This is a genomic window from Streptomyces sp. Sge12, assembly GCF_002080455.1.
GTDB lineage: Bacteria > Actinomycetota > Actinomycetes > Streptomycetales > Streptomycetaceae > Streptomyces.
Genome location: NZ_CP020555.1, coordinates 1,314,817 through 1,337,130, shown reverse-complemented (window position 1 = coordinate 1,337,130; position 22,314 = coordinate 1,314,817). Strand labels below are relative to the sequence as shown.

General features: G+C 75.9%; 9 protein-coding genes. 3 read left to right on the top strand and 6 right to left on the bottom strand.

Features of this window, described 5'->3' with window-relative positions; translation table 11 throughout:
* Positions 1–2: 2 nt before the first annotated feature.
* Genes B6R96_RS06010 through B6R96_RS06000 form a run of 3 tightly spaced genes read right to left on the bottom strand, consistent with a single transcriptional unit; the run spans position 3 to position 11,938 of the window.
* The gene (locus B6R96_RS06010; protein WP_037861623.1) at positions 3–323 is read right to left on the bottom strand and encodes a hypothetical protein; all 321 of its coding nucleotides are present in this window, start codon (positions 321–323) and stop codon (positions 3–5) included.
* Positions 313–5,022 (bottom strand): type I polyketide synthase, encoded by a 4,710-nt coding sequence (locus tag B6R96_RS06005; RefSeq protein ID WP_081521861.1) that lies wholly within the window; start codon positions 5,020–5,022, stop codon positions 313–315. Before B6R96_RS06005 ends, B6R96_RS06010 begins: the two co-directional genes overlap by 11 nt.
* Positions 5,015–11,938, bottom strand: a complete 6,924-nt coding sequence (locus B6R96_RS06000; RefSeq protein ID WP_237291345.1) for a type I polyketide synthase — start codon at positions 11,936–11,938, stop codon at positions 5,015–5,017. The genes B6R96_RS06005 and B6R96_RS06000 overlap by 8 nt, the downstream gene beginning before the upstream one ends.
* A gap of 552 nt (positions 11,939–12,490) precedes the next feature.
* On the opposite strand from B6R96_RS06000, the gene B6R96_RS05995 reads away from it, so the two are divergent.
* The 3 genes from B6R96_RS05995 to B6R96_RS05985 all read left to right on the top strand — a co-directional run bounded on the left by B6R96_RS05995 (position 12,491) and on the right by B6R96_RS05985 (position 16,126).
* Entirely contained in the window at positions 12,491–13,384 is an 894-nt protein-coding gene (locus tag B6R96_RS05995) for a LysR family transcriptional regulator (RefSeq protein ID WP_030389954.1), read from the top strand.
* 88 nt (positions 13,385–13,472) lie between these two features.
* On the top strand, positions 13,473–14,762 hold the full coding sequence (locus B6R96_RS05990) for an Ig domain-containing protein (RefSeq protein WP_159396290.1): 1,290 nt from the start codon (positions 13,473–13,475) through the stop codon (positions 14,760–14,762).
* 86 nt (positions 14,763–14,848) lie between these two features.
* On the top strand, positions 14,849–16,126 hold the full coding sequence (locus B6R96_RS05985) for a cytochrome P450 family protein (RefSeq protein WP_081521857.1): 1,278 nt from the start codon (positions 14,849–14,851) through the stop codon (positions 16,124–16,126).
* Here the strand turns inward: B6R96_RS05985 and B6R96_RS05980 are convergent.
* The 3 genes from B6R96_RS05980 to B6R96_RS05970 form a co-directional block, all read right to left on the bottom strand.
* Positions 16,088–17,695, bottom strand: a complete 1,608-nt coding sequence (locus tag B6R96_RS05980; RefSeq protein WP_081524999.1) for a molybdopterin-dependent oxidoreductase — start codon at positions 17,693–17,695, stop codon at positions 16,088–16,090. The genes B6R96_RS05985 and B6R96_RS05980 overlap by 39 nt on opposite strands.
* A 445-nt stretch (positions 17,696–18,140) precedes the next feature.
* Positions 18,141–20,471, bottom strand: coding sequence for an alpha-N-acetylglucosaminidase (locus B6R96_RS05975; protein ID WP_081521856.1), 2,331 nt, complete (start codon positions 20,469–20,471; stop codon positions 18,141–18,143).
* Positions 20,472–20,499: 28 nt separating this feature from the next.
* Positions 20,500–22,182 (bottom strand): alpha-galactosidase, encoded by a 1,683-nt coding sequence (locus B6R96_RS05970; protein ID WP_237291344.1) that lies wholly within the window; start codon positions 22,180–22,182, stop codon positions 20,500–20,502.
* Between the last annotated feature and the right edge of the window lie 132 nt (positions 22,183–22,314).

Below are 22,314 nucleotides of genomic sequence, written 5' to 3'. Positions count from 1 at the left end.
GCTCAGCCGGCCGACGCGGGGGAGGTCCCCGCCGCGGCCCGGGCCAGCGAGGTGTGCGTGATCCGGCCGATGTGGGTGACGAGTTCGCCCACCGACATGGCCAGGATGGCGTCCATGTCCTTCTCGGCCAGGAAGCCCATCAGGTCGACCTCGGCGCCGTAGCGGTGGTGGAGCAGTTCGGCGAGGGCGACGAACTCGATGCTCTCCAGGGCGAGATCCTCGTTGAAGGTCGTCCTCATCGTGACCTCCTCCGCGAGCAGGTACTCGTCGCCGACGATCTCCACGAGCATGCCGGTGATCTCGGCGAGGATGTCAGTTGCCATGACGGGCCTCCGTGAGGGGGAAGGGGACGGGGGAGGAGTCGGGCGCCGCCGGGTGAGCGGTCCAGGCGACGACGTGGTCGGGCGCCGAGTCGGCGGCGGTCGTGCCGTCGGCGAACGTGGTCCCGGCGAACGTGCCGCCGGCGAGCGTGCTGCCGGTGAGCGGTGCGGTGCGGACCGGGTACGGGTCACCGTCGGGGGAGGTCACCCGCAGGGCGCCGGAATCCGGGTCCCCGGCCACCCGCCAGTCCCGCGGCCGGCCGCCGAGCCCGCCCCCGGCCGCCTTGGCCGCCGCCTCCTTGGCACACCACAGGGCGGTGAGGGCGGCGGGCAGGCCGGTGCCCGCGTGGGCGGCCAGCCCCTCGGCGAGGCGCAGTTCGGCCGGCCCGAGGGCGATCCGGACCAGCGCGTCCGGGTCGGCGATCACCCGCTCCACATCGATCCCGACCGGCCGGGCCGGATGGGCGAGGGCCACCGCGATCCGCTCCTTGTGCGCGATCGACAGCCGGAACCCGCGCGTCGCCGGGGACTCGGCCAGCGGCCGCCCGGCCGGATCGTTGCCGATCGGCACCTCCACGGGGAACACCGGGCCGGCCCCGCCGTCCCACAGCAGCTGCCGCAGCGCGTCCTTGGCCGCGATCCTGCCCAGGAGCCAGGGGCCCCGGGCGCGCGGCGCCAGCCGCTCGTAGGCCGCCCGCTCGGCGGCGCCGAGGTAGCGGCGCATCACCAGCTCCTGCGAGGCCGGATCGTTCCAGCGGCGCCGGGCCAGGCACCAGCCCTCGGGCCGGGGTTCGCCGATGCCGCACACCTCCGGGGTGAACTTCATGGGCCAGACCCGCTCGTCGGCGCCGAACCGGCGGTACGTCCACCCCTCGATCCGGGCCCACACCCCGCCGCCCGCCCCGCGCAGCTCGATGTCGCCGCGCACGGTCACGTCCTGCACCGCGCGGATCCGGGCCGTCGCGGTCACCAGCTCCCGCGCGGCGGGCGGGGGCCCGTAGAAGCGGATGCGGTCCACGGTGGCGGGGAACACCAGCCGGTCGACGGGCAGGCGCAGCTGCATCCAGTGCCCGAAGAGCTGCCCGGCGGCGTCGAGCAGCGCGCCCGGGTCGGGCAGCGCCCGCAGGACCCCGTGGATGCCGTCCGCGCCGACCGACCGCACCTCGTGCACCCCGGCGAAGCGCGGGCCGTGGAACATCCACCGGTCCCGGTAGAGGGCCGCCGCGCTGACCGGGGCCGGACCGGGCTCGCGCAGGGGGGTGTCGTCGCGCGCGGGCGGCGTCCCGTACCGCTCGCCGAGCAGCACGACCACCGAGGCGTACGCGCCGAGTCCGACCCGCAGCCGGCCGGGGCCGTCACCGCGGACGGTGACCTCGACGTCGACGGCCGGTTCGACGGCGAGCCACCGCAGGGCCCGTACGTCCTCGTAGCCGATGACGGCGAGGCCGGGCGGGGCGTGCCGCCGGGCGGCGTCGGCGGCCAGCTCCAGCATGGTGGTCATGGGTACGACGGGGAACCGGTCGGAGTCCTCCGGCCAGCCGTCGGGCTGGAGGTACACGCAGTGGTCCCGTACGTAGGGGAGCGCGGCCAGGGACAGCCGCAGGGTGTGGTGCCCGGGTGCGGGGGACGCTGCCGGGACCGGGACCGGATCCGCCGGTGGCGGTGTCTTCGGGCCTTGTGGGATGCCCGTCGACCAGGCCTCGGCGACGGCCGTGGCGGCCGCCCCGGTGTCGGCCAGCACCGCGTCCAGGGCGGACAGCAGCACCGGTCGGGGGCCGCCCGGTGCCGCGGACGCAGGCTTCGGTCGCGGCGCCGGGGCAGGTCCGAGCAGGCCCGCCAAGGCCGCCCGGGCCGGCTCGCCGAGCCGGACGAGCGGGGACCCGAGGTCGAGCGGCACGCCACGGCCGGGGGCGGGCGCCGGACGCGGTGCGGGCTCCTGCGCCCCCGCCGCTTCCGCTTCCGCTTCCGCTTCCGCTTCCGCTTCCGCTTCCGCTTCGGCCGCGGCCGCGGACGGGGCGTGGGCCCCGGCCGCCAGCAGGTCCCACCGCGGCGCGTACCCCTCGGCCCAGAGCGCGGCGCAGGTGCGGCCGAGCGCCGCGAGGCCCGGCAGCCGCGGGGAGGACGTCGACACCGAGAGGTGGGGACGCTCGCGCAGGCTGTCCTCGACGAAGCCCGGCAGGCTGCCCGGGCCCAGCGTGACGAAGCAGCGCACGCCCTCCTCCTCGTACAGCCGCAGCGTCAGCTCGCGGAAGCGGACCGGCTCCAGCAGGTGCCGGACGACCAGGTCCCGTACGTCCCGCGGCGCGTCCGGGAACGGCGCGCACGTGGTGGCCGACCACACCGGGAGGGAGCCGGGCCTCAGCGGCAGCCGGTCGAAGGCGGCGCGGACCTGCCCGAGGTACGGCTCCCACATCGGGGTGTGGAAGCCCGAGCGGAACGGCAGCTCCTGACCGAGTACCCCGTCGGCGCGCAACCGCGCCACGACCGTGCCCACCTGCTCCGGATCGCCGCAGATCACCGACTGGTGAGGGCAGTTGTCGTGGCTGACCACCACCCGCTCCAGGCCGTGGAGGGCGGCCTGCGCCCGCGGCGCGCCACAACCCAGTGCCGCGTAAACGAGGTCCGGGACCCGCAGGTCACCCGGATGCAGGGAACCGAGGAAGGTGTCGGCCGCCTCCTGCGGGTACATGCCCGCGGCCACCATCGCCGCCCACTCGCCCAGGCTGTGGCCGGCCAGCACATGGGCCTCGATGCCCAGTTCGGGCAGCGCGCGGGCGAAGAAGCGGCCCGTCGCGATCGCGTCGAGGGCCCGTTCCACGAGCGATGCGCCGCGGGTGAGCCGGGGCGCCGTCAGCGCGAGCCGGTCGGCCACGTCGTCCACCACGGGCGCGAACTCCGGCTCCAGGCCCGGGAACAGGAACGCCACCCGGCCGCCCAGCGGCTCCGGGGTGAACCACACGTCCCCGCGCCCCCGCCACGGCCGGCCGCGCGCCACCACCTTCGCGGCCAGCGCGAGCCGTTGGGGCGTGGGCCCGACCACCGCGACCCGGCAGGGTCCGTCGCCCCCGGACACCGGGGCGGCGACCGCCAGCCGCGTCGCGAGCTGCGCCGGAGTGTCCGCACCGATCAGGAGTACGTCGCCCCCTGCGGCGGGACCCACCGGCGCGGCCGCCTCCCCCAGCGGCAGGAAACGGCGCACCGGAGCCACCCGCCCGGCGCCGGGGACCGGGGCGGGTCGGGTGGTGGGGGTCGGGTGCGGGGCCGTCGGAGCCTCCTCCAGCACCACATGCGCGTTGATCCCACCGAAGCCGAAGGCGTTGACCCCGGCCCGGCGCGGCTGCGGCCCGCGCTCCCACGGCTCCACCGCACTCACCGGCCGCATCCGGGTCCGGGCCAGGTCTGCGTGCGGCTCCTCCAGGTGCAGCGTCGGTGGCAGCACCCCCTCGTACACCGCGAGCGCCGCCTTGATCAGCCCGGCCATGCCCGAGGCCTGCATGGTGTGCCCGAGCATCGACTTCACCGAGCCGAAGCCGATCAGGCCTGCGCCCCCCGCCCCGGGCGGCCCGAACACCTGGGCCAGGGTGTCCAGTTCGGCCGCGTCCCCCACCGGGGTGCCCGTGCCGTGCGCCTCCAGCAGGCCGAGCGCCCCCGGCTCCCGCGGATCCAGTCCGGCCTCCCGCCAGGCCCGCTCCAGCGCCTGCACCTGGCCCGCCACCAGCGGGCTCATCAGGCTCGCCGCGCGGCCGTCGCCGGCCACGCCCGTCCCGCGGATCACCGCGTACACGCGGTCGCCGTCGCGCTGTGCGTCCGCCAGCCGCTTCAGCAGCACCACCCCGGTGCCCTCCGACAGCAGGGTCCCGTCGGCCCTGCGGTCGAAGGGACGGATCTGCTCGCTCGGACTGAGCGCCCGCAGCTGCGTGAACACGCTCCACAGCGTCGCGATGTGGCAGTGGTGGACCGCGCCCGCGACGACCGCGTCGCAGCGCCCGGCGGCCAGCAGCCCCACCGCCTGGTCCACGGCCAGCAGGGAGGAGGCGCAGGCCGCGTCCAGGGTGTAGGCCGGGCCGCGGAAGTCCAGCCGGTTCGCGGTCCGGGCCGCCGTGAAGCTGGGAACCAGCCCGATCGACGCGTCCGGCCGCTCCGGACCCAGCGCGTCCTGGAACGCGGAGCGCACCTCCGCGATCCGCCGCTCGCCCAGCTCCGGCGCCAACTCGCGCAGCGTCTGCGCCAACTGATGGGCCGTGCGGACCCGTTGGTCGAGCCGCGCCGTCGCCACGCCCATGAACCCGCCGCGCCCCAGCACCACCCCGATCCGCGACCGGTCGGCGGGCAGCCGGGCCTCGCCGCCCGCGTCGGCGATGGCCTCGGCCGTCGCGTGCAGGGCCAGCATCTGATCCGGTTCCGCCCCCTCTACGGCGGCCGGCATGATCCCGAACCGGGTCGGGTCGAAGGCGGCGAGACCGTCCACGAAGCCGCCGCGCCGGCAGTAGAACCGGTCGCCCGCCACCGGTCCCGTCGCGCCCTGCGGGTCGTAGTACACCTCCGGATCCCAACGTCCCGGCGGGACCTCGCCGATGGAGTCCGTACCGGCCAGGAGGTTGCGCCGGTACGCGGCCAGATCGGCGGCCCCGGGGAACACCGCGCCCATCCCGACGATCGCGGCATCGGTCGGCCGGGGGCCGCTGCGCCGTGCGTCACGCATCGCCCAGGCCCCCCTCCGCCATCAGGACCACCTGGACGTCACTCCCGTGCGCCAGTTCGTCCAGGAACGCGGCGGTCCCCGCATCCGGAGCGATCAGCGGGATCCCGCGCCGGGCGTACGCACGCTCCAGCTCGGGGGTGACCATCCCGCCCGCCTGTGCCGCCCACGGTCCCCAGTCGACGGACAGGACCCGGCCCGGGAAGGACTCCGCCCAGGTGTGCGCGAGGCCGTCGAGGGCGTCGTTGGCCGCGGCGTAGTCGCACTGGCCCCGGTTGCCGTACACCCCGGCGACGCTGCCGAACAGTGCCAGGAACCGGGGCGCGGGCCAGGACCCGTGCTCGGCGGCCGCGGCGGCCAGGTGCCGGGCTCCGGCGACCTTGGTGGTGAACACCGCGGTGAAGTCGGCCGGTTGCTTGTCCCGCAGCAGCCCGTCCCGCAGCACCCCGGCGCCGTGCACGATGCCGTCGAGGCGGCCGTGCCGCTCCCGTACGCCGGCCACGACGGCCCGTACGGCCTGCTCGTCGGTGACGTCCGCGCAGTGGTAGCGGACGGAGGCGGCCGCCGCGTCGAGGGCGCCGAGGGTCGCCCGTACCTCGCGCTCGGCGAGGATCCGCGAGGCAGCGGCCTCGATCTCCGCGGGCGTACGCAGCCCCGCGGCGATCAGCGCGGCGCGCAGCGCGACCCGGTCCCGGGCCTGGCCGAACTCGTCGGCTGCGGCACCCGGTTCGGGTGTGCGGCCGATCAGTTCCACGTGGCATCCGGTGGCGCGGGCCAGGGCGAGCGCGGTGCGGGCGGTGATGCCGCGGGCGCCGCCGGTGAGCAGGACCACCGCGTTCCGGTCCAGGAGCGGGGGGCCGCCGCCGGGGGTGGTCGGCAGGGGGGCGGGGACCGGGAGGCGGGCCACCCGGGTGCCTTCGGCGGTGTACCCGACGGAGGCGCTGCCGGCGCCTCCGTCGGTGCCGCTGCCCTCGGTGCCCCTTCCGTCGGCGCCGCTGCCCAGTTCCGCGGCCAGTTGGGCCGCGATGCGTTCCGGGTCCTCCTTGGGGTGGATGCCCACCGCCCGGACCAGGACGCCGGGGAATTCGAGGGCCGCGCTGCGGGCGAAGCCGTGCAGACCGGCGCCGGAGGTGCCGGGCCCGGTGACGAGCAGCAGCCGCGGGGTTCCGGACGTCAGGGCCCGCCGCAGCCCCGGGAAGGCGTCGGGCAGTACGGGGCCGGCGGTGGTCCGCAGCGCGGAGAGGTCGACGAGGCCGTCGAAGCCGGGCTCGGCCGCGGGGAGGAGTACCGGCTCGGCGTCGAGGTCCTCCAGGGCCGCCGCGAGGGCGGGGGCGATGCCCTGGCCGTCCTCGACGAGGCCGATCCGCAGGCCGCGCAGGGTCTCGGGGGCGGCGTCGGCCGGCGGTACGGGCACGAGGTCCACCCGCAGCCGGGTCACCGGGGTCACCGGGGTCACCGGGATCACCGGGGGCGTCAGGGGCCGGGCGGTGGGGGCGGGGTCGGGCTCCTTGCCGGGTGCGGCGGGTGCGGCGGGTGCGGTCGGTGCGGCGGGGGTGCGGGAGGTGACCCAGTCGACGATGCCGCGCAGGGTCTTGATCCGGGACAGTTCCTCGACGGCGGACTCGGTGGTGCCGCCCGGGTCCTGGGGGAGGCCGATCCGGTCGGCGAGTGCGCCGATGATCTCCACCCGCTTGATGGAGTCGATGGAGAGGTCCGCCTCCAGGTCCAGCTCGGGGTCGAGCATGTCACGGGGGTATCCGGTCCGGGTGTGGACGATCTCCAGGACGAGGTCCATGACCTCCTCGGCGGTGCGGGGGCCCGGGGGTGCGGGTGCGGTGGGTACGGGGCCGGTGGGGGCGGTTCCGCCGGGGCCGGGCGCGCGCCGGGACGTCTCCTCGGACGCCGAACGTGGCCAGGGGTCGGAGGGCGCGGCGGCAGTGCGTTCGGCGCCCTGCGGGGATCGCCCCGACACACTCCCGACCCCGTCGGAACCGCGGCCGGCTCCGGCCGCCCGGCCGAGGGGGCCCGCCGGCGCGGCGCCCAGGTAGCCGAGCAGCACGTCCCGTTGGGCCTCGACCAGTTCGCGCGTGCTGCGCAGGTATTCCAGTACCGCCTCCTCGCGGCGGTCGGGGGGCCCGTCCGTCGCGGGTCCCGAGCCCGTCGCCGCGGCCGGCGCCACGGCGCGCACCCGTTGCGGCGGGCGGAGGCCGCCCGGGACGGGGGTGCCGTCCGCGGTGCGGACCAGGTGGCCGTCGACCAGCCAGCCGGGGCGCCGCGGGGCGCGGTCCGGGAGGCGGGAGGTGCGGCCGCGGAAGAGGGCCTGCGGCGCCACCGGAACACCCGCCGCCATGAGTTCGGCCACCGCCGTGACCAGCCTGGCCAGGCCGTGCTCGCCCGGCACGTCCAGCGGGACCACCGTGTGCGGTCGGCCGTGCAGGATGCGGCCGATCAGGCCGGACAGGACCCGGCCGGGGCCCGTCTCCACGAACGTCCGAACACCGGACGCGTACATGGCCTCCACCTGCTCGACGAACCGGACCGGTTCCGCGACCTGGCGCGCGGCAAGGCCTCGTACCGCTTCGGGTGTCGCCGGGTACCGGTCGGCCGTGGTGTTCGACCAGACCGGGGTGTGGGGCGCCGCCATGCGGGTCGCTGCCAGTTCGGTGCCGAGGGATGCGGCTGCCCCTGCCACCACCTCGCTGTGGAAGGCACAGGCCACGGGGAGGGGTTCGGCCGTGAGGCCTGCCTCGCGCAGGGCGGTCACCGCCGTGGACACGGACTGCGTCGGGCCCGAGATCACGCACTGCCGGGGGGCGTTGTGGTTCGCCACCACGCAGCCGGTACGGGCGGCGATCTCCCGCACCTCCTCGGGCGCGGCCGACACGGCGGCCATCGCCCCCGGGTCGGCGCCTGCGGCCGTCATGATCGCCTCGGCCCGGCGGGCGCTCAGCCGCAGCAGGCTCTCCGTGTCGTAGGCCCCTGCCGCCCACAGCGCCGTGAGCTCCCCGTAGGAGTGCCCGGCCACGCAGTCCGGGCGTACGCCGAGTTCGCCGAGCAGCAGGTGCGCCGCCGCCCCGGCGAGGCCGAGGGCTGGCTGTGCCACGCGCGTGTCGGTGACGGCCGCCCGCTGCGCCGTGCGCTCCCCGGCGGTGAACGCCGCCGGCGGGAACATCGCGGACACCACCCGGGCCGGGGCCGAGTCCAGGAGGGCGCGCAGGGCGGGGAAGGACGTGAAGAGGTCGGCGAGCATGCGCGGGCGTTGGCTGCCCTGCCCGGGGAAGACGAAGGCCACCGTGCCCGGCTCCGCCGCCTCCTCCCGTACGTGGACCCCCGCGGCCGGGGTGAAGGTACGGGCCTGCTCCAGGCGGGCCGCCAGTTCGTCGTGATCGGCCGCCACCACCGCCACCGTCACCGGGCCGCTCCCGCCGGAGGCGGTCTCCGCCGCGAGGTCCCGCAGCGCCCAGGGGCGCCCGGCCGCGTCGTTCTCCTCCAGCCGCGCCGCCAGCCGGGCCATCGCCCGGGTCACGGCCCGCCGGTCCTCGCCGCGGAAGCAGAACAGCTCGGCCGGCCACTCCTCCACCGCGTGCCGGGGCTCCGCCGAGCCGCCGTGACCGGCCAGCACCGCGTGGTAGTTGGTGCCGCCGAAGCCGAAGGCGCTCACCCCGGCGATCCGCCGCTCCACGGGCACCGCCCAGGGCCGGGCCTCGCGGTCGAAGGAGAACGGGCTGCTCTCCGCCCGCCAGGCCGGATTGGGCGTGTCGATGTGCAGGGTCGGCGGCCGCACGCCCGTGTGCACCGCCCGGGCGGCCTTGATCAGCCCGGCCAGTCCGGCCGCGCACTTGGTGTGCCCGAGCTGCGATTTCACGGAGCCCAGGGCGCAGGACCCCGGTTCGGCCCCGGACGCGGTGAACAGTGCGCTCAGCACGGAGAGTTCGGTGCTGTCCCCGACGACGGTTCCGGTGCCGTGCGCCTCGATCAGGCCCACCTCGCCGGCCGTGATCCCGGCCCGTGCGTAGGCCCGTTCCAGCGCCCGCCGCTGTCCTTCCGGCCGGGGCGCGGTCAGGCCGAGGGACCGGCCGTCGCTCGCGGCGCCCACCGCCTTGATCACGGCGTACACGCGGTCTCCGTCGCGCTCCGCGTCCGCGAGCCGCTTCAGGACGAGCGCGCCCACGCCCTCGCCGAGCGCGATCCCGTCGGCGGCGGCGTCGAAGGGGCGGCAGCGGCCGCCGGGTGACAGGGCCCGGACGGAGGCGAACATCAGGTAGTCGTTGATGCCGTTGTGCACATCGGCGCCGCCGCACAGCACCATGTCGCTGTCGTGGTCGCGCAGTTGGCGGCAGGCGAGGTCCAGTGCGGCGAGCGAGGAGGCGCAGGCGGCGTCGACCGTGCAGTTCGCGCCACCGAGGTCGAGGCGGTTCGCGACCCGCCCGGCGATGACGTTCGCGAGGATCCCGGGGAAGGAGTCCTCGGTGAGCCGGGGCAGCTGCTCGTCCAACTCGGCCGGGAGTTCGCCCAGGTAGGCGGGGTGCAGGGCGCGGAGCCCGTAGGCGCCCGCCAGTTCCGTACCGGCCTCAGCGCCGAAGACCACCGAGGTCCTGGAGCGGTCGAAGGCGCGTTCCTTGCCGTAGCCCGCGTCCCCGAGGGCGCGGGCCGAGATCTCCAGGGCCAGCAGTTGCACCGGCTCGATCCCGGCGAGCGAGGCGGGCGGGATGCCGTGCGCGAGGGCGTCGAAGGGCACCGGGCCGAGGAAGCCGCCCCAGCGGGAGGGGGTGCGCTCGCCGGCCCGGGCCGGGTCGGCGTCGTAGTAGAGCGCCGGGTCCCAGCGCTCGGCCGGCACTTCGGTGACCGCGTCGGTGCCGGCGAGGACCATCGCCCAGTAGGCGGCCAGGTCGGGGGCGCCCGGATAGGCGCAGGCCATGCCGACGATCGCGATGTCGAGGGGGTCGGCGGCCTGCGGGGGCTCCGCCGACGGCGCGACGGCGGCGAGTTCGCGGGCCCGCCGCTCCAGCAGGGCGGTGGCCCCGTCGGTGACCTGCGCGTGCAGCGCCGCGATCGTGGTGGTTCCCGTGCGCAGGGTGGCGGCCTGGCCCAGCATGAACAGCCCGTCGCTGTGCTGCTGTTCCTCGGTGACCGGTTCGAGGCCGCTCCCGTCGGGGTTGCGGCGCATGCCCTTGCTGGCGATCCGCAGCCGCCCCAGGTTCAGCCGCTCCAGCTCCTCCCACATGGTGCGCGGCTCGATCCCGCTGTCCACGAGCCGGAGACGGGTCGCCTCGAAGGTCCCGGCGTACGGGGTGGCCGCGCACCGGGTGGCGTGGCCGGGCGCGGTGCGCAGCAGGACGGTGTCCGCGCACTCCACCGCCGCGCGCTGGAAGCCCGGCCGGATCGCGCCCGCCGCCACGGCCTCCTCGGTGAACAGGTAGGCGGTGCCCATCAGCACCCCGATCCGTGCGCCCCGGGCGGCGAGCGGGGCCGCGGCCGCCACCGCCATCGCGGCGGACCGTTCGTCGTGGATCCCGCCCGCGAACAGCACGTCCAGGGCCTCCGGTTCGGGGCAGGCCAGCAGCCGCTCGATCTGCTCCTCCCACAGCGGGAAGGAGGCGCGCGGCCCGACGTGTCCACCGCATTCCAGCCCCTCGAAGACGAACCGCCGGGCCCCCTCGGCGAGGTAGCGCTCCAGCAGGCCCGGGGAGGGTACGTGCAGGTGGGTCCGGATCCCGGCCGCCTCCAGAGGGGCCGCCTGCGCCGGGGTGCCGCCGGCGATGATCGCGTGGGGCGGACGGGCCCCGGTCACGGCCGCCAGTTGTTCCCGGCGCAGCTCGGGCGGGGCGAAGCCGAGCAGGCCCACGCCCCAGGGGAGGTCCCCGAGCCGCTCGGCCGTCTCCGCCAGCAGCCGGCGTACGTCGGGGCCCTCCATCACCGCGAGCGCGAGGTACGGCACCCCGCCCGCGGCGGCCACCGCCGCGGCGAAGGCCGCCTGGTCGCTCACCCGCGTCATGGGGCCCTGGGCGACGGGGAGCGGCTGCCCGAGAGGCCGGGCCCGTACGGCAGCCTCCAGGTGCCCGGCCATGGCCGCCCGTACGGCCTGGAGGACTCCGCCCGTGGTCCGGTAGCGCGCGGCCAGGCGGGCCGCCGAGGCCCCGTCCTGCCCGACGGGCAGCAGCTGCGTCCGGAGGTCCCGGGCGCCGAGCAGGGCGGGTACGGGCCCCTCGGGCGGGGTCAGGTCGGGCCTGGCGAACACCCGGTGCCCGTCGGCCAGCCGGGTCTCGGAGCCGTCCATCGACCGCAGTGCGTCGGTGACTTCCTCCGGCAGCTCGGCCTCGCCCTCGGCCGTCAGGGCCAGTTGTACGTCGAGCAGCACCCCGGCGGCGCCGCCCGCGACGGCCGCGGCCGCCGTGTGCGGCCCGATCCCGCCGCAGGCCCGTACGGGTACCCGGATCCCGGGGTCGCCGAGGAGCTGCTGGAGCAGGACGAAGGTGGTGGCCGACCCGACCCGGCCGCCCGCCTCGTGGCCCTTGGCGACGAGCGCTCCCGCCCCGGCGGCCACGGCGCTCCGGGCCTCGGCCGCACAGGTGACCTCGGCCCACACCCGGGGCCGCCCGGCCGCCGCGGCCCAGGCGGCCACCTGCTCGGGGGCGTGCGCGGCGGGGTCGGCGAGCAGCACGGTGTCCACCGCGGCGGGGAGTTCCGCGGGTCCGAGCGGGCAGCCGACGGGCACCCGCACCCCGTACCGGGCACTGCCGAGCCTTCTGCCCAGTTCCGCGAAGGCACGCCGTGCCGCGCCGGGGTCCCGGCCGAGGTCGAGCAGTCCGAGGGCCCCGGCGCGCTCGGCGGCGGTCACGACGGCCGGATGGGGCTCCTCGAAGGGGCTGACCGCGACGACCAGGTCACGGGTGACGGCGGGCTGCGGGTGGGGGGTCACGGGCGCTCCTCTTCCAATGCTGTGTGACATGGCGGAGTGCAGGACGAAAGAACGGACGAGCAGGCGGGCGGGCGAACGACGAGCGGGCGAACCGACGAGCCGACGAGCCGACGAGCCGTGCAACGGCGGTGCGGGGCAGGGCGGGAGAAGGGGGAGTGCGGTGGTCGCGCGCACCGGCCGGGGCACCCACCGCGGGTACGGCGGGCTTGAACCGTGGTCAAACACCCGCAATGCCGCGTTGCATCGTGCGGTGACCGCCGTGCACTGTCAACAGCCATGCGGAATACGGTGCTTCGCACCCGCGGCCTACACGTGCCACCCGAAATCCCACCCGGGCGGGCCCTCGACACCCCCCGGCCGAGCCGGTGGCCTGCGGTGTTCTCCGCCGGGCCGGACCGACCCCGCCGCGCGGGCCGGCGTACCGCGCCCCCCGTGGGCATGCCGCACGGGCATGCCCACTCGCCGACCGGGCATGCCCGCCATCCGGGACTCGGGCAGTTGTTCACCCGACGGGCCCTTACAGGTACAGCCTCACGCGGTTACCGTCCGGTCATGACCCCCACCCTCGCCCAGCTCCGCTACCTCGTCGCCGTCGCCGACTGCCGGTCCATCACCGGAGCCGCAGCTTCGGTCTTCGTCGCCCAGTCCGCGCTGTCCAGGGCAGTTCAGGCCATGGAGCGCGATCTCGGCGTCGAACTCCTGGCCCGCCGGGGAAGGGGGGTGGACCTCACGCCGGAGGGGGCCCGGGTCGTCCGACTGGCCCGCACCGTGCTCAACGCGGTGGAGGCCATCGACGACATCGGGACCCCGCACGGCGGGGACACCCGGGCCGTCCTGACCCTCGCCACCACGCCCACCCTGGCCCTTGACCTGGCCGCCGACCTCATCGCCGCCTTCACCGGACGGCACCCGACCGTCGACGTCCGGCTCCAGCAGCACGGCAGCAGGGAGGCGCTGGTCGAGGAGGTGAACCGGGGGCGCTCGGAGCTGGCCCTGGTCGACCTGCCCGTCGACAAGGAGCTCTCCACACACTTCATCCAGGAACGCGAGGTGGTGCTCATCTCGCCCCCGGGCTCCCGGCTGCCGCACCCGATGCCCCTGCGCATGCTCGACGGGCTGCCGATGGTGCTGCCCACCCCGGGGACGGGCCGGCGCACCGAGATGGAGGCCATGTTCAGCTGCCTCGGAGTACGGCCCGTCCCCACCCTGGAGGTCGACGAACGCCTGGCCTGGGTGACGGGAGTGACGGACGGCCGCGGCTCCCTCATCTGGTACCGGGACGTGGTGTCGAGAGCCTTCGGGAGCCGGGCCGAGATCCGCTCCTTCACCCCTCCGCTGCTGCGTCCGGTGGGCATAGCCCACGCCCGGCGGCCGCTCAGCCGGGCGGCCCGGGCGTTCATCGCGCAGGCCGGGCACAAGGCACCGGTCCGGGAGCCGGTGCGCTGACCGGACATGCCCGCGCGGCATTGAACGATGCTCGAACGGGAGGGGATTGCCTCTGGCACACCGATTGATGTCCCCTCAGATTGTGGGCATGTCCCGTCTCCTGACACCTCCACGGGCCGCCGCCCTCGCGACCGCGGCCCTCGCGACGATCCTGACCGCGTCGGCCTGGCTGGCCACCGCCACCGCCAGTGCCACCGCCTCCACTGCCACCGCCTCCACCGCCGTCCCCGGGGCCTTCGCCGTCCCGCCGGCCGCCGCCGGGGCCCAGGCGCCGGAGAAGCGGTGCACCCTGCCCGGCGGCCTCGCCGAGTTCAGCGGCCTCGCCATGAGCCGCAAGCACCCCGGGGTCTTCTACGCCGTCAACGACAGCGGCAACACCAACCAGGTCTTCGCCGTCGACTGCAACGGCCCCACCGGCCGGCTCCTGGCCACCCTCACCGTCTCCGGCGTGGGCAACACCGACTGGGAAGGCCTGGCGCTCGGCAAGGACGCGGCCGGCGGCCCGGCGATCCTGGTCGGCGACATCGGGGACAACCTCGGCGGACGCGCGGAGATCACCGTGCACCGCTTCGCCGAGCCCGACCGGCTCACCGACGCCACGGTCACCCCCGTGACCTACCGCTTCTCCTACGCCGACGGCAGGCACGACGCCGAGTCCCTGCTCGCCGACCCCGTGAGCGGCCGGCTCTACGTCGCCAGCAAGCTCATCGGGGCCGCCGGCCGGCTGTACCAGGCCCCGCTACCGCCGGTGACCGGGCAGGTCAACACCCTCACCGCGGTCCGTCCCGGTCCCGTGTTCGCCACCGACGGCGCGTTCTCGCCCTCGGGTGCCTCGTACGCCCTGCGCAGCGGCGGGCCGCTGGGCGCCAACACCGCCTCCGTCTATGACACCTCCGGCGTCAAGCTCGCGGACGTGGCCCTCCCGGCCCAGTCGCAGGGGGAGACGCTGACGTACGCCGACTGCGCGAACCTGCTCGTCGGCTCGGAGAACGACCCGCAGATCTGGCGGGTCCCACTGCCGCCGGAGGCCACCCCGGGCTGCGACAGCACACCGACGCCCACCCCCACCCCCACCCCCACGCCGACCCCGACCCCGACCCCTACACCGACCCCCGGCGGTCTGAAGTTCACCGACCCCGGTCCGCAGACGTGCAGGTTCAACCAGTCCTGCACCGTCCAGCTCACCACCACCGGCGGGAAGCCCCCCGTCCGGTACGCCGCCACCGGCCTGCCCTGGGGCCTCACCCTCGACAGCGCCTCCGGACGGATCAGCGGCAAGCCCTGGGGCAGCGGCGCGTTCCAGGTCACCGCCACCGCATCCGATGCCACCGGAGCCACCGCCGGCACCAGCTTCACCCTGACCCTCAACTGGTTCTGAGGCGGGACCGGGACGGGGTTGTCCAACCCGCCCCCGAGGCCGCACTGTTGACCGAGTTCCGTCGTCCTCAGGTCAGGAGAACCGGCTTGTCGTCCCCCATCCCACCCGTCCCGCAGGGCTCGGGCACGCCGCACGTGATCGACCCCGCCGGTGGCTGCCCGCACGCCCTCAACGCCAGGCTGCGCGCCGAGCAAGGCCCGGTGGCCCAGGTCGTGCTCCCCGGCGGGGTGCCCGGGGCGGTCGTCCTCGGGCACGACGCGCTGCGGGAGTTCCTCGCCCACCCCGACGTGGCCAAGGGCCCCCGGCACTTCCCGGCCCTGGACGACGGCACCATCCCGGCCGACTGGCCGCTGCGCGTCTTCGCCAACGCCGTGGGCATGCACACCGCCGACGGCGCCGACCACCGCCGGCTGCGCGCCCTGGTCGGAAAGGCGTTCACGATCCGCCAGGTGGAGCGGCTGCGGCCGCGCGTCGAGGAGCTCACCGCCGAGCTGCTCGACGACCTCGGGCGGGCCGCCGCCGGATCCCCGGACGGAGTCGCCGACCTGTACGCGCACTTCGCCCTCCCGCTCCCGATGAACGTGATCTGCGAGCTGCTCGGCGTGGACCCCGAACACCGGGGCCGACTGCACGAACTGGCCAACACGGTGGTCGTCGCCACCGACATCACCCCGGCCGAGAAGACGGCCGCCCTCCAGGAGCTCATGGCCCTGACCGCCGCGATCGCTGCCGCCCGCGCCGCGAACCCGGGCGAGGACCTCACCAGCGCCCTGATAGCCGCCCGCGAGGACGGCGGGGACCGGCTCACCCAGGCCGAACTCGTCGGCACCATGCGGCTGATGCTCGTCGCGGGCCACGAGACCACCCTCAACCTCGTGGTCAACGCCGTCCGCGCGCTGTGCGCCCACCGCGACCAGCTCGCCCTGGTCCTGGACGGCAAGTCCACCTGGTCGGACGTGGTGGACGAGACCCTGCGCTGGGACACCCCCGTCAGCTGGTTCCCCTTCCGCTACCCCACCCGCGACCTGACCGTCGACGGGTCCCTGATCCCGCAGGGCACCCCGGTGCTCGCCGGCTACAGCGCGGCCGGCCGCGACGAGGCCTTCCACGGTCCGGACGCCGACCGCTTCGACATCACCCGCCCCACCGCCGCGCGCAGCCTCTCCTTCGGCCACGGCGCCCACTACTGCACCGGGGCCCCGCTCGCCCGGCTGGAGGCCACGATCGCCCTGGAGCGGCTCTTCACCCGCTTCCCCGACCTCGACCTCGCGGTACCGGAGAACGATCTCCCGTACCAGCGCAGCTTCCTCAGCAACAACGTCCGGTCACTGCCGGTCCGCCCCGGCCGGCGGGCCACCGCCTAGCGCCCGCACGTTCACGTTCACCGTGTGCCAGCCCGTCGCGCCGTCCGGGACGGTGCCGGTGCGGGTTCCCGTCTGGAGGGCGCCCGTGCCGTCCGTCGCGCGGACCTCCAGGGTGTGCGGTCCGGGGGCGGCCTCCCACGGCCAGACCCACTGGCGCCACGTGTCGACACCGTCGGAGGCCCCGAGCCGGGCCTCCTGCCAGGCGCCTCCGTCCACCCGTACCTCGACCCGTTCGATCCCGCGGTGCTGGGCCCACGCCACCCCGGCGACCGCCACCCGGCCCGGGGACAGGCCGGCGTACGGGCGGGGGGTGTCGATGCGCGCCTGCGTCTTGATCACGGCCTGCTGCGCCCAGGACCGGCGCACCCAATAGGCGTCGTAGGCGGCGAAGGTGGTCAGCCGCAGCTCGGTGAGCCACTTGCAGGCGGAGACGTACCCGTACAGGCCCGGTACGACCATCCGGACGGGGAAGCCGTGGGCGAAGGGCAGCGGCCGGCCGTTCATGCCGACGGCCAGGAGCGCCGCCCGGCCGTCCATCACGGCCTCCACCGGCGTCCCGATGGTCATGCCGTCCACCGAACGCGCCACCAGCTGGTCGGCCGGACCGCCCCGGGACGGCGGCCGCACCCCGGCCTCGCGGAGCAGGTCCCCGAGGCGGACACCGAGCCAGCGGGCGTTGCCCGCGTACGGGCCGCCGACCTCGTTGGACACACAGGTCAGGGTGATGTCGTGCTCGACCACCGGGCGGGCGAGCAGCTCCCGAAGATCGAGGGTCAGGGGCCGGGCCACCCCCTCCCCGTGGATGCGCAGCCGCCAGGTGTCCGCGTCCACGCGCGGGACGACCAGCGCCGTGTCCACCCGGTAGAAGTCCTGGTTCGGGGTGAGGAAGGGGCCGAGCCCGGGAACCTTCAGGTCCGCCCCGGCGGGCACCGGCGGCGCGGGCACGGTGGGCCGGGGGAGCACGAAGCGGGCCCGGGAAGCGGTGGCGTCGGCGCTGCCGTGCGCGCCGAGGCGCCGCGCGCCGAGTCCCACCCCGGCCGACACCGCCAGGAAGGCGACCACCAGCCGGCCGAAGCCGCGCCGGTCCATCTCCGGGGCCCCGCCCGGCGTGGTCCCGCCCGGTGAGGCCCTGCCTTGCGAGGTCACGGCCGGGCGGGACCGCTGCCCGGCCGTGACCAGCAGGTACAGCGCCCCGGCCGAGACCGCCGCGCCCACCAGTGAGGGCAGCGCATCCTGCCAGGACGCATCCGGCCGGCTGAGCGCGGCCAGCGCCCCCACCAGCCCGAGACCGCCCGTGACGGCGATCGCGGCCGGCAGGTGGCGTACGGCGAGCAGCCCGGTGCCGATGGCGCATGCGGCCACGGCGGCGAGGATGCCGAGGCCCAGCACCAGCTTGTCGGAGGTGCCGAACAGCCTGATGGCCCATTCCCGGACGGCCACCGGCGTCAGGTCGACGACGGCCCCGCCGACGGCCGTGACCGGCGAGGCCTCGGGCCGGCCGGCCGCCGCGGCCAGCTGCGCGACCGCGAGCCCGGCGACGGCCGCGACGATCCCGCTGACGGCGCCCATCACGCGCCGCGGCCGTGCGGAACGGCTCGGGTCTGCCTCCACACCGCCAGTGTGCCGCGCCGGGGAGCTCCGGCGGCGACGCCGTGCCGCCGTCGGTGGACGGACCGGGGCGGCGGTGGGGCGCGGGGCAGCGATGACGGCGCCGCGCGCTACCGGCCCGTGATCACCCACGGGTCGCCGTGAGCCGGCCGGCGATCGGGATCGCTCGGGCGGCGCAACGCGGCATGCGGGCTGCGCTTCCGGCGTTCCGCCCCGCGGGAGCTGCCGGCGCGGACCCCGGCCGCGAGTCCGGCCGTCTCGATCACCGCCCTCGGTCCGGGGGCCGCCGGGGCCACCCGGGCCGCCGCACGGGCACGGGCGGGGCGGTGGCCCGCGGCGGTGCGCCGAGGGCCACGGCGCACCGCCGCGGGCCCGGCCGGATGCCCGGCCGGGCCCGCGGCGGTGGTCAGCGGGTGGCGGCCGCCGACGGCAGGGCCCGCGCGATCGCCTCGGCCAGCCGGTACGGGTCACCGGCCGGCCGGCTCGGATGGCGGGTGGTGCGTCCCGCCCACTCCGCCTCGAAGGCGTGCCAGTCGATCTCCCGCGGCGCCGTCCCGCGGACCAGCGCCTCGTCCAGCGAGGCGAAGTACCGTTCCCACCGCGGGGCGTACAACTCCGAGATCAGGCCGCTCCATTCGCGGTTCGCGTAGTCGTGCAGGAAACCGGCCTCGCTGGTGCTGCGGCGTCCCCACACGCTCAGGAGCGAGCGGGCGTCGTACTCGTACCGGTCCTGCTCGGCCCGGTCGCCGCCCCACGAGCGGGCCCCGGAGAGCCAGTTGCCGAGGAGGAAGGCCGGGTCGGACCCGGTGACCGCGTCCAGCTTCCGCATGCCGTCCTGCCATTCGGCCGTCAGGGCGCGGAAGCGGGTCAGGTCCTTGGCCTCGTAGGCCGCCTTGATCTTCGGCAGCAGTACCCGCGAGTGGTTGGCGAGGGCCTGCCGGGCGGTGTCCACCAGGTCGAAGCGGTAGGCGCTGGAGGCGCGCAGCGCCGGATCCACCTTCAGCAGGTGGTCCAGGGCCCGGCGCACCGAACCGGCCTGGTAGCGCATGGACTTCGGGCTCCAGTACGCCGCGCCGGCCGCGGTCAGGCCCGGCCGGGCGGTGAACAGGCTGTCCTGCGACTCCGACCACAGACCCGAGGAGGTGCTGTACGGCCCCGTGCGGAGCTCCTCCCAGGCCGCGGCGGCCTCGGCGTCGGGACGGCCGTATCGGCGGGCCGCGAAGTCGGCGAACCACGCGCGCTGGTCGATCGGCCCGTGCTCCCAGGCCAGGTCGGTGAAGAGGTCGAAGGCGGCCGGGTTGGTGCCCGTGGCCTCCGGCAGGTAGGCGATCCCGGCGAGCGCGCTGCCGGCCTTGTCCCGCCAGGGCCCGAACCGCTCGATCCACACGGAGCTGTTCGCGCCGACCGTGGTGTGCCCGCCGAAGTTGTAGATGGTGCCCATCGCGTACGGGGTCCCGCCCCAACGGGTCTCGCGGTCCAGCCGGTTGTACCGGTCGGAGAGCCCGTCGAGGATCAGCAGCTTCGAGGTGTCCACCCCGGCCAGCAGCTCGGCGGTGGGGTCGTCCTGCCAGCCCAGCACCGCCCACAGCGCTCCGGGGTGCGCGGCGTGCAGCGCGCCCTGGATGGCGCCCGCGGCGGCGCCGACGTCGACGGAGCCGGTCCGACCGCCCTCGTGCAGCGGGCTCATCCGGTACATCGTGCTGTCCCCGAACACCTCGCGCTGCTCGGCGTAGTACGCGGCGGCCAGCTTCCCGAAGGCGGGCGAGGCGGGGTCCAGCCAGTCCGGGCGGTCGAACCCCGCCCAGTCGCCCTGCGGCACCGTGGCCGACCCCGGGTTGCGCGCCGCGAATCCGGGCGGCACGGTCCCGAAGTAGCCGGGCAGCACCGGGGTCATGCCGAGCCCGCGCAGCTGCTCGGCGATCCGTCCGCCCAGCTCGGCGCGCTCGCGCATCAGGCGCTCGGTGACCGGGCCGCCGAAACCGCTCAGGTTCTGGAGCAGCCACCAGCTCTGGTGGGCGGGGCCCGGGATCCACTGCCGCAGCTCCTCGGCGGAGTAGCCGAACCCCTGGAGCGCCCGGTAGTACGGGTACTCGGCGCCCACCTGCACGAACACCTCGTTGATGCCGTGCAGGGCGAGCAGGTCGATCTGCCGCTGGTGCTCCTCGAAGGAGCGGTACGGGCCGGAGTACCCGTCGTCGGTGTCGTTCAGCGCGTACCGGTGGGGCACCTGTGCGCTGCGGGTGACCGGCGCGGGTACCGCGGGCAGCCGGGCGGGCAGCATGCCGAGGCTGTCGCCGGGCCAGCCGATGTCGACCCCGGCGACGTGCTGGAGGTACCAGCCGACCCCGGTGAGCAGGGTGGCGCCGGTGCTGCCGCGCACGGTGATCGCGCCGGCGGTCCCGGACACGGTGAAGGTGTCGGCGCCGGCGGTGGTGCCGGTGTCGGGCACCAGGGTGAACTGCCCCCCGTGGCGCGGGAGGAGCCGCTCCAGGGCGGCCCGGGCGGGTGCGAGGTCGAAGGCACGGGCCCGACCGGGGCTCCGGGACGCACCCCCGGGCACGAGGGCCCGTACGGCGGGGCGCGCGTCCGTCGTTACGCCGGCACGTGCGGGCGACCCCGCGCCCGGGGCGGTGGCCCCGGGCGCGGGCCCCGCGCAGATCAGCGCCAGCAGCGCCGCCGGAAGGGCGGCGAGGGCCAGCGGGCGCGGCACGGCCGGCCTGCGCCCGCTGCGCGGCATCGGGTTCCTCATCGCTCGGCCCGGGCCGTCAGACCGGCAGGGCCCAGGCCTGGTCGACCCGGTGGTCGCCGCAGTCGGTCAGCCGCAGCCGCTCGGCCGGAGCGGTGGCCGCGGGAGCCGTCAGGCACATTCCGCTGACCTCCTCCACCAGGGCCCCGCCACGGCGCTGCGACCAGCTCTGGCCGGGCTGCTCCTCGGGGCGGGCCGCACAGTCGGCCAGCTCCACGGTGCGGTCCTCGCCGACCGACAGGCATTCGCCGGCCAGCCGCAGGCGCGCGTCCGTGCCCACGGTCCAGCGCTGGTCGGGGGCGCCGGTGCAGGCGGCCATCACCACGGCGCCGACCCCGGTGGTGTTGGCGCCGTCGGCGCACCGGGCGCCCTCTCCGACGATCTGCCCGGTCGGTGTGGCCTCGGCGCAGCCGCGCGGGGTGAGCCGCCAGACGCCGGTGTCGTGCCCGGCCACCTTCCCGGTCAGCGTTGCGGAGACCTCGCGGCGCGTGCCGCTCCACAGGTCCTGGGCGTCGGCGCCGACGGTGCAGTCGGTCAGGCCGATCTCGTCGAGCGGCACGTTGATGTCCCGGGTGGCGGCGGAGCGGTTGAGCACGGCGACCGCGCGGTCGCCGTTCGCCAGCGGCCGCACCAGGATCTCGAAGGTGGCGTTGGAGGAGACCACGGCGCCCTGACGGCCCATCGGGTCCTGGTCGAGCCGGATCATCCGGGTGTTGCCGAGCGCGGTGAGGCCCGCGGGGGTCAGCTTCGAGACGTCGGAGGACAGGATGAAGGGGGAGGCCATCATGGCCCACAGGGCGACCTGGCTGCGGCTCTCGGCGGCGGTGAGCCCGGGGGCGCCCGCGATCAGGAAGTCGGGGTCGTTCCAGTTGCCGGGGCCCGCGTACCGGCCGAGCCAGCGGTTGTAGCCGTAGTTGCCCATGACCGCGCTCCACCGCGAGGCGGTGGGCGCGGCCGGGTTGTAGACCTTGATGTCCTTGCCCTCGCGCCACAGCTGGCCGGTCTCGCCGACCCAGCCGAGGACCTTGTGCCAGTCGGAGCCGCCCCACTCGCCCTGCTGGAAGTAGGCGGGTGCGGAGGCCGACAGGACCATGTCCCGGCCGCTCTCCCGCAGGGCCTTCGCCACGGCGTTGTAGGCGTCGCGGTAGGCCTGCTCCTTGGTCCTGCCCTCCGGGACCCACAGGTTGCAGCCGTCCATCTTGACGTAGTCCACCTTCCAGGAGGCGAACTGCCGTGCGTCCTGGGCGTAGTGGTCCGCGCCGCCGCCCTGGGGGGCGCCGCTTCCCGGGTACTTCTCGCAGGTGAGGGAGCCCGCGTCCTGGTAGATGCCGAACTTCAGGCCCTTGGCGTGCAGGTACTCGCCGAGCCAGGCCATGCCGTGCGGGAACTTCGCCGTGTCGACGACGAGCGCGCCCTGCGCGTCGCGGCTCCTGGTCATCCAGCAGTCGTCGACGGTCACCGTGTCGTAGCCCTTGGCGGCGAGCCCGGTGGACACGAGCGCGTCGGCGTTGGCGACCACCTTCGCCTCGTCGATGTCGCACATGTAGTGCGCCCAGTTGTTCCAGCCCATGGGAGGGGTGAGCGCGAGCGGGGTGTCCGAGGTCGCCCGCGGGTCGGCCGCCACCGGGGAGGGGGAGAGCGCGAGGGCGAACAGGGCGGCCGCGGTCAGGCAGGGGAGCGTTGCGCGCAGGCGAGGCGGCACGGGGTCTCCTTGACGTGGGGACAGTCGTGCGCCCAGTGCAGCGAGGTGATCACCCAGTGTCAACAGAAGTCGTTGATTATCGGCGGATGACCAGCAATATGGCTGCAACCGCTGTCACACGAAAGTGAAGAT